The sequence below is a fragment of the Megasphaera indica genome, assembly GCF_046614755.1.
Lineage (GTDB): Bacteria > Bacillota > Negativicutes > Veillonellales > Megasphaeraceae > Megasphaera > Megasphaera intestinihominis.
The window spans coordinates 1-14,831 of record NZ_JBKKJR010000008.1 but is presented as its reverse complement, the minus strand read 5'-3'; the positions used below and the strand labels follow the sequence as shown (position 1 = coordinate 14,831).

11 protein-coding genes are annotated in these 14,831 nt (G+C 53.8%); 3 read left to right on the top strand and 8 right to left on the bottom strand.

Annotated features, from left to right (window positions below):
* Window positions 1-4: 4 nt before the first annotated feature.
* The 3 genes from ACFCTO_RS05540 to ACFCTO_RS05530 are packed head-to-tail and all read right to left on the bottom strand — an operon-like array spanning window position 5 to window position 4,276.
* Complete coding sequence (locus ACFCTO_RS05540; RefSeq protein ID WP_292260641.1) at window positions 5-856, bottom strand: bifunctional 5,10-methylenetetrahydrofolate dehydrogenase/5,10-methenyltetrahydrofolate cyclohydrolase; 852 nt, start codon at window positions 854-856, stop codon at window positions 5-7.
* Window positions 857-876: 20 nt separating this feature from the next.
* Window positions 877-2,871, bottom strand: a complete 1,995-nt coding sequence (locus ACFCTO_RS05535; protein WP_444317669.1) for a PASTA domain-containing penicillin-binding protein — start codon at window positions 2,869-2,871, stop codon at window positions 877-879.
* Window positions 2,846-4,276: a CCA tRNA nucleotidyltransferase gene (locus ACFCTO_RS05530; RefSeq protein WP_499876503.1), complete on the bottom strand. Its 1,431-nt coding sequence runs from the start codon at window positions 4,274-4,276 to the stop codon at window positions 2,846-2,848. The genes ACFCTO_RS05535 and ACFCTO_RS05530 overlap by 26 nt, the downstream gene beginning before the upstream one ends.
* A gap of 176 nt (window positions 4,277-4,452) precedes the next feature.
* On the opposite strand from ACFCTO_RS05530, the gene ACFCTO_RS05525 reads away from it, so the two are divergent.
* Both ACFCTO_RS05525 and ACFCTO_RS05520 read left to right on the top strand, forming a co-directional pair.
* Window positions 4,453-4,980, top strand: a complete 528-nt coding sequence (locus ACFCTO_RS05525) for a cob(I)yrinic acid a,c-diamide adenosyltransferase (protein ID WP_368043723.1) — start codon at window positions 4,453-4,455, stop codon at window positions 4,978-4,980.
* A 19-nt stretch (window positions 4,981-4,999) separates the two neighbouring features.
* Window positions 5,000-6,259 carry a M20 metallopeptidase family protein gene (locus ACFCTO_RS05520; RefSeq protein WP_302485160.1) on the top strand — a complete coding sequence of 420 codons (1,260 nt, stop codon included), beginning with the start codon at window positions 5,000-5,002 and terminating at the stop codon, window positions 6,257-6,259.
* Between the two features lie 137 nt (window positions 6,260-6,396).
* Here the strand turns inward: ACFCTO_RS05520 and ACFCTO_RS05515 are convergent, their stop codons facing one another.
* Entirely contained in the window at window positions 6,397-7,599 is a 1,203-nt protein-coding gene (locus ACFCTO_RS05515) for a multidrug effflux MFS transporter (protein ID WP_292300563.1), read from the bottom strand.
* Window position 7,600: 1 nt separating this feature from the next.
* The gene (locus tag ACFCTO_RS05510; RefSeq protein ID WP_292300564.1) at window positions 7,601-8,263 is read right to left on the bottom strand and encodes an HAD family hydrolase; all 663 of its coding nucleotides are present in this window, start codon (window positions 8,261-8,263) and stop codon (window positions 7,601-7,603) included.
* Window positions 8,264-8,497: 234 nt separating this feature from the next.
* Between ACFCTO_RS05510 and ACFCTO_RS05505 the strand changes: the two genes are divergently transcribed.
* The gene (locus ACFCTO_RS05505) at window positions 8,498-9,676 is read left to right on the top strand and encodes a cation diffusion facilitator family transporter (protein ID WP_481325564.1); all 1,179 of its coding nucleotides are present in this window, start codon (window positions 8,498-8,500) and stop codon (window positions 9,674-9,676) included.
* Between the two features lie 167 nt (window positions 9,677-9,843).
* On the opposite strand, the gene ACFCTO_RS05500 is transcribed toward ACFCTO_RS05505, so the two are convergent.
* The 3 genes from ACFCTO_RS05500 to ACFCTO_RS05490 form a co-directional block, all read right to left on the bottom strand.
* Window positions 9,844-13,323, bottom strand: coding sequence for a DNA polymerase III subunit alpha (locus tag ACFCTO_RS05500; RefSeq protein ID WP_499876502.1), 3,480 nt, complete (start codon window positions 13,321-13,323; stop codon window positions 9,844-9,846).
* 406 nt (window positions 13,324-13,729) lie between these two features.
* Window positions 13,730-13,903, bottom strand: a complete 174-nt coding sequence (locus ACFCTO_RS05495; RefSeq protein WP_270401410.1) for a DpnD/PcfM family protein — start codon at window positions 13,901-13,903, stop codon at window positions 13,730-13,732.
* 17 nt (window positions 13,904-13,920) lie between these two features.
* Window positions 13,921-14,646: an HNH endonuclease family protein gene (locus ACFCTO_RS05490; RefSeq protein ID WP_499876501.1), complete on the bottom strand. Its 726-nt coding sequence runs from the start codon at window positions 14,644-14,646 to the stop codon at window positions 13,921-13,923.
* Between the last annotated feature and the right edge of the window lie 185 nt (window positions 14,647-14,831).

The window sequence follows — 14,831 nt, the reverse complement described above, 5'->3', positions numbered from 1 at the left end:
ACTTTTATAAAATAGTTTCTGTCCGGGCGATGCCGCAGACGACGTTTTCTAGTACCATCATCGTCGTCACGGCGCCAACACCGCCCGGCACGGGTGTCACGGCCCCGGCCACGGCAGCCGCTTCATCAAAAGCGACGTCGCCGACGGTCTTGCCATCGACGCGGTTGATGCCAACGTCGATGACTACAGCGCCGGGTTTTATCATATCGCCTGTCACTAAACCGGCTCTCCCGGCAGCGGCGATGACCAGGTCTGCCCGGCGGCAGACGGCTTTCAGGTCTTTCGTGCGCGTATGACAGTGCGTGACCGTGGCGTTGCGGTTCAGGCAGAGCTGAGCCAGCGGTTTCCCGACGACGTTGCTGCGGCCGATGATGGCTACATCCTTGCCACTCAGAGAAATATGGTAATAATCGAGGATGGCAATGACTGCCCGCGGTGTACAGGGCACGAACCCCGGTCGTCCCGTATATAAATGGGCGATGTTGACATCGGTCAGGCCATCGACGTCTTTCTTCGGGTCGATGCAGTCGATGATGCGCTGGCTGTTCAAGTGGCGCGGCAGGGGCATCATGGGCAGGATGCCGAAGACAGAAGCCTGTTCGTTGAGCTTATCGATGAGCGATAAAAGCTCTACTTCACTGATGGAATCCGGTTCCTGATAGATTTCTGCCTTCAAGCCGACGGCCCGGGCCGTCTTCTGCATGGATCTGGCATACATGGCCGACGGCGCATCATCCCCGACGAGGATGATGGCCAGTTCCGGCTGGATATGGAGTTCTTCCTGGATATCGGCCAGACGGCGTTCCACCCGTTCGCGATGAAATGCGGCCACTTCCCGGCCGTTGAGTAATTGCATAACTAGTTCCCCCTGTTGTTCTATGGATTCCGTTTGAAAATAACGGTGACATTACTGCCCTGCGGTGCATAACTGCCCGCCTGCGGCGATTGCTGGATAGCTTTCCCCATCCCCTTGGGGATAAAGCCTAAACCCGCTTCATTGAGCCAGTCATTGACTTCCCTCGTACTCCAGCCGATGAAAGACGGCATGAGGACGCCATCACTGGAAATATGGACGGGCGGAATGGCATGAGCCGGCGTCATGACGACGGGACCCAGCGGTTTCTGGTCCATCGCTTCCGTCGGACGGATGCCTTTCATGCGGACGATTTCGGTCATCATTTCCTTGAAGACCGGCGCAGCGACCTGGGCGCCGTAATAGACGCCCTGCGGGTCATCGACGACGATGAGGACCAGGAACTGCGGGTCTTCCAAGGGACCAAAGCCGATGAAGGAGCCGACATACTGGCCTTCGGCGTAGCCCGTGCTGTCTTCGGTCTTCTTCTGGGCCGTGCCGGTCTTGCCGCCAAAGCGATAGCCTTCGATTTTAGCGCTCTGGCCGCCGCCGATAGCGACTTCTTCGCCCATGAACTTGCTAATCGTTTCAGCCGTACCGGCATTGATGGGCTGCCTTACTTCTGTAGGTTCTGTCTTTTTATAAATGGAACCGTCAGGATTATCGATTTCCTTGACCAGGAAAGGTTTCATCATGCGGCCTTCATTGGCGATGGCACTGAAGGCCTGTACCATCTGAAGGGGCGTGACGGCGACGCTCTGACCAATGCCCATCGTGGCTGTATCGACGATGGACATCTTATCGGGATCGAACAGGATGCCCTCTTGTTCACCGGACAATTCGATGCCCGTAATCGTCCCGAAACCAAAGCGGCGGGCGTAATCGGTCAGCGTCTTGCCGCCTGTCGTCACGGCGACATGGGCCATGCCGGTATTGATGGAATACATGATGATTTCCCGCAAGGTCACGTCGCCCATGCCCTTGTGGTCCCAGTTGTAAATCGTCCGGTCGGCGACGTGGACGGAGCCTGTGTCGTGATAGACATCGCCGATGTGCCATTTCCCCGAATCCAGGGCGGCAGCGGCCATAAGGGGCTTGAAGGTCGACCCCGGTTCGTAAACATTGACGACAGCTCGGTTCTTGTAAGCTTCCTTATTGCCCTTGCTGTAATCATTGGGATCATACGTAGGACGGCTGGCCATAGCCAATATCTCACCGGTCTTAGGATTCATGACAATAATGGATGCACCTTGAGGATGGCTGCGGGCCATGATGCCGTCCAGGCCCTTTTCGGCGACGTACTGGATGGTACTGTCCAAAGTCAGGCAGACGGACCGTTCCTTGTTGGGCAGGATCCGTTCCAGGGCTGACGAAAAGACAGGGATGTTATGGTTATCGGTCTGCAGGCGGAAAGTCTGTTTGCTGCCGCGGATTTCATCGTCTAGCATCATTTCCAGGCCTTCCAGGCCGTGGTCATTTTCACCGACAAAACCGATGACCTGGGCAGCCATCGAACCGTTCGGATAGAAACGGCGGTTTTCATCGCGGAAAGCCAGGCCGTGCAGCTTTTCTTCCTTGATGAGCGATTCGACGGCTTCATATTTTTCGTGGTCCATCTGGCGGTCGAGCCAGACGAAGGCCGTATCTTCTTTCAGGCGCCGTTCGATTTCATCCTTCGAGATGCGGAGATAAGGCGCCAGTAAATCGGCTACCATGGCCGGGTCTTCATTGAGCATGGTCGGGTCGGCATAGAGTGACTTGGACATCTCGCTGATGGCCAGGACCTTGCCATTGCGGTCGAGGATCATGCCCCGCGGCGATTGCAGGTTCCGTTCAATCTGACTCTGTTCCTGGGCAGAGGCCACGTTTTTGTCATGATGGATGACTTGCTCTATAAACAAGCGGGTAACGGTGCCAAAGCCGATGGCCGCCAAAATAGCCATGCAAATGACCATGCGGCTGCAAATGCGATGGGTCAGGTTCTTTTCATTTTTATTCATGATGCCCTTCCCCTTCATGGCGCTTCATCCAGCGCCGGGCTGCATCGGCCAGTACATCAGCCTCATTTTCCAGATCCTGGTTCTGGACCCGCTTCAAGAGGATCCGCAGGCAGTCGCCTGTACGGCGGCCGCACGCGTCGGGAATCCGTCGGTCGTAGTGCAGGTCCTTGTTACTGACTGGCATGGCCTCAGCCAGCATGGCCATATAGGCCCCGAAGGATTCCGTCCCTTCTGTGCTGGCGTCGGCATGGCCGCAGCCTAAAATATCGCCGCAGGCCACGGCCGTAGCCTGGCCGACGGCTTCGACTAGTTCTTCAGTCCGATGGAAAGGGCCATCGAGGGCTTCATGGCGAAGCCATTTCTCGACATCGCCTTCGGCCGTATTGGCAAAGAAATGGAATTTCATATGCGTCTTGACCAGCCAGGCCACGCGCTGGGCAAAGGCCGGTTTCTTGTGCCAGCGCAGCAGGATGGCTTTGGCCAGTTCTGCGCCCTTGGCATCGTGGCCGTAATCGGTATAGCGGCCCTTATGGACGCCGCGGATACCGGGCAGGCCTTTGGCAATATCATGAAACAAGGCTGCATAGCGGATGGTCAGATCCGGCGGCGTGTTGGCGACGGTCGCCAGGGTATGTACCCAGGCATCGAAGAGATGGAACGGTTTCGACTGCGGCGTGTCGGGCAGATGACTCAATTCCGGCAGTATCGGCACGGCTTCATAACAGCCGTTCACCTTCTGGCGGCATGAGCAGGCGCCGAGGCCGGTGCGGACGAGGATGTCCAGTCCCCGGTACGCCGCCGGCGTGACCATGAGGCGGTCCATTTCGTTGACGACTCGTTCCAGGGACAGGCCGGGGACGCGGCCAAAGGCCTGGGGCATGGCTTTGACGAGATCTTTCGAGGACATGAAATCGAGCTGTCCCGCAAAGCGGCAGGCCCGGAACAGACGCAGGGCGTCTTCCTGGAAACGGCGGACCGGATTGCCGACGGTAACCAGCCGTTTCTTGCGCAAATCCTTCTGACCGCCGACGTAGTCGTAAATATCGCCGCGGCAATCCATGGCCATGGCGTTGACGGTGAAATCACGACGCAGGACATCTTCGCGCAATGTATCAGCATACCATACCGTATCCGGCCGGTGGCTGTCCTCGCCATAGGCTTCGCCGCGAAAAGTCGCGACTTCAAAGGTCTGGCCGGCAATGACGACGACGACGATGCCAAAGGCTTCGCCGTGAATCTCGACGGTGTGCCAGTCCTCTTTGGCGGCGACGGCCCGGATATCATCAGGCCGGGCAGAGGTGGCGATATCATAGTCGTGCGGTTCTTTTCCCATGAGCAGGTCGCGCACGGCACCGCCGACGACATAGGCTTCAAAGCCTGCATCCTCTAAAGCTGTCAATAGCTGTCGGGCTCGTTCTTCCATCTTCCCGGCCTTCCTTTCTAAAAAAAATTAACTGATGTTATATTATATCACGAATGGATGGGCCTGACCACTACCTGCCATTTTTTGATTATGGTATAATAACCCCCGTAGGGGCGCCCACGTTGGGCGCCCGCCACAGTATAGTGAATGGCTAACAGTTAATGAGAGGTGATATGATGGATACAGGCTTAATACATATATATTGCGGCGACGGCAAGGGCAAGACAACGGCCTCGCTGGGCCTGGTCCTGCGCTGTGCCGGCCGGGGCGGCAAGATTCTTTTCGCCCAGTTCCTCAAGGGCCGGCCGACAGGCGAGCTGGAGTCTCTCAAGGCCCTGCCGCAGGTCACGGTCCTGCGGGGCAAAGCCATCCTGAAATTCACCTTTCAGATGACTGACGCCGAAAAACAGGCCACCTGTGAGGCCCAGACGGCATTGTTGCAAAAAGTCCGGGACTTCTGCGAAATGCACCATCCCGACCTGGCCGTCTGCGACGAACTCGTCGGCGCCTGCGCCCTGGGCCTCGTCCCGGAAGAACAGGTCCTCGATTTCTTAAAAGACAAACCGACCCATACGGAAGTCGTCCTGACTGGCCGCGATCCCAGTCCGGCCCTCCTGGACTTGGCCGATTACGTCTCAGAAATCAAGAAAATCAAGCATCCCTTTGACCGGGGCATTGCCGCCCGCATAGGGATTGAAGAATGACACAGAGGGGGAAGCAAAGATGATCGATATTCTCGAAGAAGTACGCAAAGAACAAGGTGAACTCGTCGCCTTGCGCCGCCATTTCCACGAACATCCGGAATTATCCAAAAAGGAAGACCGGACCCTGGCCTATATTGCCAAAAAGCTGGAGGAATATGGCATTTCTTACCGCCTGGTCGACAAGGGCGGCCTCATCGCCTGGATCGACGGCAAAGGCCCTGGCAAGACGCTGCTCTTACGGGCTGACGTCGATGCCCTGCCTATCGAAGAAGGCGAACGGAACTTATCATGCCCGCGCGTCTGCCGCTCTCAGAATCACGGCGTCATGCACGCCTGCGGTCACGACGGCCATATGGCCATGCAGCTCATGGCTGCAAAATGCCTCCAGCGCTGGAAAGACCAGTGGGACGGAACCGTCGTCTTGATGTTTGAACGGGGCGAAGAAGAATCGGGCCCTCTGGAATATCTCCTGCGCTATTTGGAAACAGAAAGCCCCTGGCATATCGACTCCTGCTATGCGACCCACGTCCGCTGGGACATCCCGGCAGGCAAAGTCTCTGTCTGCCACGACGCGCCCATGGCCGGCGGCTTCGGCTTTGAAATCCGCATCGACGGCCACGGCGGCCACGGCTCCCGGCCGGACCTAGCTGAAAGCCCTATCGACTGTTTCCACGACTTCTACGGCAACATGCAGGCCCTGCGGATGCGGGCCGTCCCGCCGAAAGAATGTCTGACCTTCTCCATCGGCAGCCTGCACAGTGGCGACGTCCTCAACGTCATTCCCAACAGCCTGACCTTTGCCGGTACGTGCCGCTTCTTCAGCTACGACCATGCAGGCAGACGCTTCTACGAAGAATTCAAGCGCATCCTGGCCAATGCCTGCCAGACCTATGACTGCCGTTACGACATCCTGCACATGCCGGAGCCGCTCTTTGAAGTCCAGAACAACCCGGTCTGCGTGGCCATCGCCGAAAAAGCCGTCGAAAAGTACATAGGCGCCGACGCCCTGACGGACTGCACACCCTGGATGGCTTCGGAAACTTTTGCCATCACGTCCCGCCTCTATCCCGGCGTCCTGACCTTTACGGGCATCGAAAACAAAGAAAAAGGCTGCGGTGCCAATCACCACACGCCGGAATTCGACCTCGACGAAGACGGCCTGACCTACGGCGCTGCTACCTGCCTGGGCTTTGCCCTGGATTACCTGGCAGAAAAACCGGATATCCCCTTCCAGCGGCCAGACGAACCACTCGAAAAACTCGTCGCACGGAATATATGAAAAAAAGGAGCTGTCGTAATACGACAGCTCCTTTTTCTGTAGGGGCGTCCACGTGGGACGCCCGCTCACACAAATCAAGTTTACAAGTATCTCGCATATCCCCGGCGGGCTCGCCACGTGCGAGCCCCTACAAAGGATCAACGTTCTTTTCTATGTCGCGGATAGATCAAGGCATAGAAGGTCAGGAGGGCGCCGATTTCGCCGATGACCATGACGATGCCCATGGGGATAGCCGTATGATCGCCGGCGATGCCGACGACTGGAGCCATGACGGCGCCGCTGATCATAGAGAAGAAGCCGATGAGAGCCGATGCACTGCCGGCGCTGCGTCCCTGGTCCTGCATGGCCATGGAGAAACTGCTGGTACTCATCATGGACAGCGTCGATACGGTCAAGAAGAGAATGACCATGATGACCGGCAGCGGCATGCCGGTACTGAAGGCTGCCAGCAGGGCCACGCTGCCGACAGCGGCCAGACACAGGGAAAACCGAAGGAGTTTCCAGTCAGCAATGCGGCCTGTCAACCGGCCCGTAACGGCACCATTGATCATGAGGCCGACACCATTGATGCCAAAGATGAGGCTGAAAGCCTGAGCTGATACGCCGTAGACGTTCTGGAAAACAAAGGATGATCCGGAAATATAGGCAAAAAAGGCGGCAAAGGAAAAGCACTGCATGATACAATGCCCCATGAAATAAGGCTGACGGAACAGGGCCGTAAAGCTCTTCATACTGGCTGCCATGCCGCCGGATACGCGGCGCCGCTGCGACAGGGTTTCACGCATCAAACCGGCCGATACGGTCAGGATCAGCCCGACAATGGCAATAAAGAGGAAGACGCCTTCCCACGGCGCAAAGCGCAGGATCTGGCCGCCGATGACCGGTGCCAGGATAGGCGCGATACCGTTGACCAGCATGAGCATGGCAAAGAGCCGCGTCAAGGCGCTGCCCTTGCAGATGTCGCGGGCAATGGCCCGGGACAGGACGATACCGGCACCACCGGCACAGCCCTGGATGAGCCGGAAGATGAGGAAGACCTGAATGGACGGCGACCAAATACAGCCCACCGTCGACAAGGTGAAAACAGCCATGCCGACCATCAAAGGCAGACGGCGTCCCTTATCATCACTGATAGGACCGACGGCGATCTGCCCCAAGGCCATGCCGGCCATGGAAGCCGTCAGGGTCAGCTGGATGACAGACGGCGTCACGCCAAAAGCCGTCATCATCGACGGCAGGGCTGGCAGATACATATCCGTCGACAGCGGTGCAATGGCTGCCAGCATCCCTAAAAATACAGTCATGAGCAAAAGCCAGCGGCTTCGCTTTGTCTGTGTCATATTATGAATCTCCTTTCGCCAGCAGTCCTGGCACTTCTTCCAGGCTGTGGCAACACCGCCAGGCCAAGGCTTGTACATTTGGGGGAATGGTAATTAAATCGGGAATCCAAATAGACGGAATTCCTGCAGCATAGGCGGCCAGGATACCGCTCTCTGAATCTTCCAGTACCAATGCCTCGGCCGGTGAAACTTGGGCTTTATCGCAGGCCAGGAGGAATACATCCGGATCCGGCTTGCCATGGGACACTTCTTCCCCGCTCTGGACGACGGAAAAGAAAGGTGCAACACCCGTTTTATCTAATAAATATTCAATCAGTGTCCGCGGTGACGATGAGGCTACGGCGCAGGGAATCCCTTCTTCCCGGGCATAGTGCAGGACATGGAGCAGGCCCGGTTTGATGGGAATAGCATGGCTGCGGTAATATTCCAGCTGTAAAGCCACCTTTTCCCGACAAATATCGTCATAGGGATAATCCGGTCCGAAGGCGTCATCGCAAATAGCGCGGATGCGCAGATTGTCCCGTCCCAGCATACGGTTGAACACCGAGCGGTCCAGGTCAAAGCCATGCCGGGCTGACACGTCCCGCCAGCAGTGATAAGAAATGGGTTCCGTATCAAACATGGTCCCATCCATGTCAAAAACAATCGCTTTTCGTATATCCATACACCCTCCTTGTCATATACTTTATGAACTTATCATTTTGAGTCACTATACTATTATATAAAAAAATAAAGTAATTGCAATTCTTCCTGGCAAAATACTCAATAACTATTCCCATTTTCGATAGGATTATGATTTTTTCGCATTTCTTTTATTATCAATTTCTTTCTCGTTATTACTTGTATCTCGCCCTATCTCTGCTATAATGAAGGGAATCAGAAAGCTGGGTGATTTCACATGATCGAATTCATTATCCGCCGCTTCATCAAGAACTATGAGGATACCGATGACAAACACGTCCGTGAACAATACAGTATCCTCGGCGGCATCTTAGGCATTATTTGTAACCTCTTCCTCTTTGTCAGCAAATTCCTCGTCGGCATGATGAGCAACAGCATCGGTATCTTGTCCGATGCCTTCAACAACCTGACCGACATGGGTTCGTCGTTCATTTCCATCATCAGTGCCAAATTGAGCAATCGGCCGCCAGACAAGGAACATCCCTTCGGCCACGGCCGCTTTGAATACCTGGCATCGCTGACCATTTCCATCATCATCCTCGTCGTCGGCTACAAGCTCTGCGAAACGTCGATTGACAAATTCTTTGAACCAGAAGACATGGAATTCTCCTATTGGAGCATCGGCGTCCTCGTCATCTCCATCGCCGTCAAGGTCTGGATGTGCATCTATAACCGCTATATCGGCAAGAAAATCAATTCCGGCGTCAACGATGCGACCGCTGCCGACAGCATCACCGATGCCATCGCTACGACGGGCGTCCTGGTCGCTACCATTGCCCAGCAGTTCACGACGCTGCCCATCGACGCCGCTGCCGGCACGGCCATCGGCCTGATGATCATGTACGCCGGCTACGGCATTGCCAAAGACGTCATCAACATCCTCCTGGGCAAAGCGCCGGACCCGGAACTCGTCCGGGGAATCGTCGATACGGCCTTGAAATGCAAATACGTCGTCGGCGTCCACGACATCCGCATCCACGACTACGGACCGGGCCGCATGTTCGGTTCCATCCACGCCGAAGTCCCAGATAAGGCGGACCTGGCCGAAGTCCATGCCTCGCTGGATGTTCTGGAGGATGAACTGCAGGATAAATATCATATGGAAGTCAACATCCACATGGATCCGCTCTGTACGGATATCCATAAGATCAACAAGGTCCGTCACGTCCTGGATAAGATTGTCCACGAAAGATATCCCCGCTATCACACAGACCACCTGCGCATTACAGCGGGCCACGCCCGTCTGAACATCATCTGCGACATCCACGTGCCGCCAGAAGAATACAACGTCGAAAACATCGCCCGCATCCGCCGCGACATCAACGACTGCATGCGAAAATACAACGATAAATACCGCGTCGTCCTGGCCAAAATCATGGCTGATCCGGGGAAATGACAAAAAGAGGCTGTCGCATTAAGACAGCCTCTTTTTGAGTATTAAGTTTACAGTTTGTAGTTTTTAGTGAAGGTTTTTAAATTTAAAGCCCTCTTCTACAAACTACAAACTCCATACTACCAACTATAAAGCAAAGGGACCTCGCATGATGGCCGAAACCCAGCCCCCTACTGCACGACCAGGGACCGCGGTTCCAGCATGGCCTGCAGTTTTTGCCGCAGGTCTTCTGTCGTTTCTACCCAATATTTTTCATTAGTCAAGATGGTCTTGCGGCTGCCCATGAGGTGGAAGTAAACCTTGACCGGTCCCGGATGTTGTTCCAGGACCTGGCCGATACGGCCGGCCAAATCGGTCCGTTCCAAGTGGGCCGGAATCTTGATGAATAATTTGGCGCCCATACCAGGATGCCAATAGTCGCCAGCCTGGCGGGCTGCTGCCGGCGATACGGCAGCGGGCTGCACGGGTTCTCCCTTTTCCTTGTCCAACGGTTTCACTTCTTCTGCCAGGATCTGGATACTATCGTCGTTGATATCGGCCCGGCCGCGGATGGAAACAGCCATATCGACGGCGACGGCCTGCTGATAGCGGGCATAGGTCTTAGGGAAGACGACGACCGATACGGTATGGGTGAAGTCTTCGACGGTGATGATGGCCATTTGTTCATTTCGCTTGGTCATGACCTGCTTCTTGGCCGTAATCAGGCCGCCGATGCGCATCATCTTGCCATCGTACTGCCGCCCGTCTTCCCCATAGAGGACCGACAAGGGCGTCAATTTCTTCATAATGTCCTTATATTTATTGAGGGGATGGCCGCTGAAATAAAAACCATCGTATTCCTTTTCCATGGCCAGGCGCATTTCAATGGGATATTCCTCGATATCCGGATATTCCAGTTCCGTCATGACATCTTCGGCATCGTCGAAGAGCCCCATCTGACCCGACGCGTAGTCCTTCTGACTGAGGGACCCCATGGCGATGGCCTGGTCGATGACGGCCATGAGCTGGGACCGCTTCTTGCCAAAAGAATCCATAGCCCCGCATTTGATGAGGCTTTCCAGGGCCCGCTTGTTGACGATGTGGTAATCGACGCGGCTGCAGAAATCGCCGAGCGACGTGAATGGTCCGCCTTCTTCGCGGGCCTTGACGATGGCTTCGATGGCGTTGGCGCCGACGCTCTTGACGCCGGACAAACCGAAGCGGATGGCCCCGTCCTGGACGGAGAACATGGATACGCTGGCATTGACATCGGGCGACAGGACCTGGACGCCGTGACGGCGGCACTCTGCAACGTAGTAACTGATTTTACTGACATCGTTGATCATGCTGGTCATAGTCGCTGCCATGAATTCCGGCCGATAATGGGCCTTGAGGTACGCCGTCTGCCAGGCTACGTAGGCATAAGCTGCCGAATGGGACTTGTTGAAACCATAGCCGGCGAAATAGACCATGAGGTCGAATACCTTGTTGGCAATGTCGTCGGGAATGGCGTTCTTCCGCGTCCCTTCCAGAAAATTAGCCCGCTGGGCGACCAGGATGGATTCCTTTTTCTTGCCCATGGCGCGGCGCAGCAAATCAGCTTGTCCCAGGGAAAAGCCGCCCATGACCGAGGCGATCTGCATGACCTGTTCCTGGTAGAGGATGACGCCGTATGTATCCTTGAGGATCGGCTCCAGCAGCGGGTGCAGGTAGGTGACTTTCTTTTCACCGTGACTGCCCTTGATGAAATCATCGACCATGCCGCTGCCCAAAGGGCCCGGGCGGTAGAGGGCGACGAGCGGGATCATGTCTTCAAAGTGCTTCGGCGCCAGTTCCTTGACCAGGTTGGTAATGCCCGACGATTCCATCTGGAAGACGCCGGCCGTATCGCCTTCGGTCAGGAGCCGGCACGTTTCCGGGTCATCCAGGGGAATGGCATTGATGTCCAGGTCGATGCCGTGGTCCTTTTTGATCATCTTGACGGCATCACCGATGACGGTCAGCGTCCGCAAGCCCAGGAAGTCCATTTTGAGCAGGCCCAGTTCTTCGACCAGGTCCTTTTCGTACTGTGTCGTCAAATCGCCTTCCTTGGAATGTTGGACCGGCACGTAGTCGTCGACAGGAGCCGCCGAGATGACGACGCCCGCTGCGTGAGTCGACGAATGGCGGACCAGGCCTTCCAGGGATTTACCGAAATCGACGAGGCTGTGGACCGTCGCATTCTGTTCATATTCCTCGCGGAATTCCTTGCTCATCTTCAGGGCCTTGTCGAGGGTCATGCCCAATTCGTTAGGCACCATCTTGACGATGCGGTTCACTTCACTCAAGGGGATGTCGAGGACGCGGCCGACATCACGCAGAACGGCTTTGGCCGCCAAGGTCCCGAAAGTGATGATCTGCGAGACGTGGTCGACACCGTATTTCCGGGTAACGTAATCGATGACGCGGCCCCGGTTTTCATAGCAGAAGTCCATGTCGATATCCGGCATGGTGACGCGTTCCGGATTGAGGAATCGTTCAAAGAGGAGGTCGTACTTGAGCGGGTCCAGACCGGTAATGCCCAGCAAATACGCGACGACCGAGCCCGCTGCCGAGCCGCGGCCCGGCCCGACGGGGATTTCATGGTCCCTGGCGTATTTGACATAGTCCCAGACGATGAGGAAGTACGACGGGAATCCCATAGTGTCGATGACGCCCAATTCATAGTCCAGCCGTTTGCGGACTTCCGGCGTAATGGGGTCATATTTTTCCGGCAGGGCCTGCTCGCAGAGCTTGCGCAGATAGGACGAATCCGTTTCCCCCTTGGGTACGGGGAACTGCGGCAGATGGCGCTCACTGAAAGAAATCTCGACGTTGCACTTATCGGCGATTTCCAGCGTCGTATCCAGGGCTTCGGGCATGTCGGCAAAGAGGTCGGCCATTTCGTCGCCGCTCTTCATATAAAATTCATTATTATAAAAGCGGAAATGCGACGGGTCATCGAGAGTACTGCCCGTAGAAATACAGAGCTTGACCTCCTGGGCAGCTGCATCGCTGGGGTCGATGTAATGATAATCGTTGGTAGCCACCAGCTTCAGGCCATATTCCTGGGACCAGCGCTTGAATACCGTGCGGACTGTCTTTTCTTCCGGAATCCCATGGTTCTGGACTTCCAAGTAAAAATCATCCTTGCCAAAAATCGAAACCAGCCGGTCCAAAGTCCGCTTGGCCCCTTCTTCATTGTGGTTGAGGATATCCTGCTGGATGTGGCCTTCGATGCAGGCACTCATGGCGATGAGGCCTTCATGATACTGTTCGAGCAAATCGTAGTCGACGCGGGGCTTGTGGTAATTATTTTCCCCATCGACAAAACCTTTGGACACGATCTTGATGAGGTTGTGATAGCCCTTGTTGTCTTTGGCCAGCAAAATCAAGTGACAGAGCCGTTCTTTCGTCTTCTTTTCAAAACGGCTGCCCCGGGTCATATACACTTCACACCCCAGAATCGGCTTGATGCCTTGGGCTACGGCTTCCTTATACAGATAAATGACACCGTACATATTGCCATGATCCGTAATCGCCACAGCCGGCATATTCAGCTCCTTGGCGCGCTTCACCATATCGGGAATCTTGCACAAGCCGTCGAACAAACTGTATTGAGTATGGACATGCAAATGAACAAAAGGCCGCATCCAAAAAATCCTCCTTCAAAAAAAATCGCTAATGAGATAAAGTTATCCGTAATAGGATATTATACCACATTAGCGATAAGATTGTTAAGGGGGCATAAGACGCCGGCCGCAGGCCGCAGTTCGCAGGCCGCCTTGGACTCAGATGTCGCTACGCGGCAACAAACTCAGAATGACGACATCGCCTCGAGTGACCCTCGGCTCGTGAAAAAATAGTGGCTCGTGGTTGGTGTCTCGTGGCTCGTAAGAACCTATCATTATACCAGAATAGACTATAATCACATCTCGCAACGGGCCGCACAAGGCTCCCTTTATAGGGGAGCTGGCCGCCAAAGGCGGTCTGAGAGGTTAAAGGGCGTCCCGCCGCGAATCCCGTGCATGACCAAAATTCAGGATGAATGGCGCACCATCATTTCAAATCCGTGGCGCTAAAAGACACATCCAGCAAATTTCCCGGTTCCAACACCAAGTCCCCATTTTTATATAGTTTTTGCGCTAATTTCTCCGCCTCTTCCTGCGAATCCGCTTGAATCACAAAATCCTGACTGACTCGTTCTTCAACAGTGACATTGAATTTTTTCATAGGTAACCACCTTACTATCAAATTTTCTTTATTAGTATGTTGTACATGAGGCTAGCAATATCATGACTACGCTTATCAATCAAATCCTTTGTCCAATATTTTTCCTTTACTCCATACTGTTTTTCATTTTGATTAATCATCTCGTATAACTGTGCTTCTGGTCCGGTTTTGATTTCAGTCGTTTTCGGCTCAATAAGAGTAGAAGTAAGGACAAAATTACTCATTTTATAATATGCTTTTTTTTCTTCAAAAACAACATTTCCCATAGAAGAATTTGCATTACCTGCGATTAAAGTTAAATTTCCAATCCGATTTATATAATTTTTCAATTCCGATTCTGATTCAAAGCCTAAATCAATTAATTTAACATGATTTTTTTCAAAATTAAAATGTTGCGGCAAAATATGTTCTACAGAAGCTTTCTTTCCTCTTGCCGGTTTAAGAATAGGCATTTCATTCTTATTGAAATACATTTCTATAAATTCAAGAATACTCGTAGCTTTACTGTTAACTTTCCCGTTTCTTCCCGAATGATTTTTTTCAGCTAATAAACTTTTTACATTATTGGCAAATAGCTCAATTTGTTCATCCAGTGCGATATAAAGATTTTTTATTGCCTCCTTTTTATCAATTTTATTAGCTTCCCGATATTTTCGAATCAGAACTGGAACTAATCCTTCAATTTTATTAGTTTGATTATAAGAGAATAAAATAGCAGCACCTAATCGCGTCAGACGATCCAATATTTCTCTCTTAATATCGTCAGTTTCATTATAAAACAGCACTTTACAACTTTTACGCCGCCTCAGAAGTTGACGAAGCTAGTTTACACAAGGCCTGAACTAAGTCCGTTGGATTTTTTGCGGTTTGGGCCTTAGCGACCAAAGTGCCAAAAAATATTTCACGCTGTATTTGCCAGCTTATATGG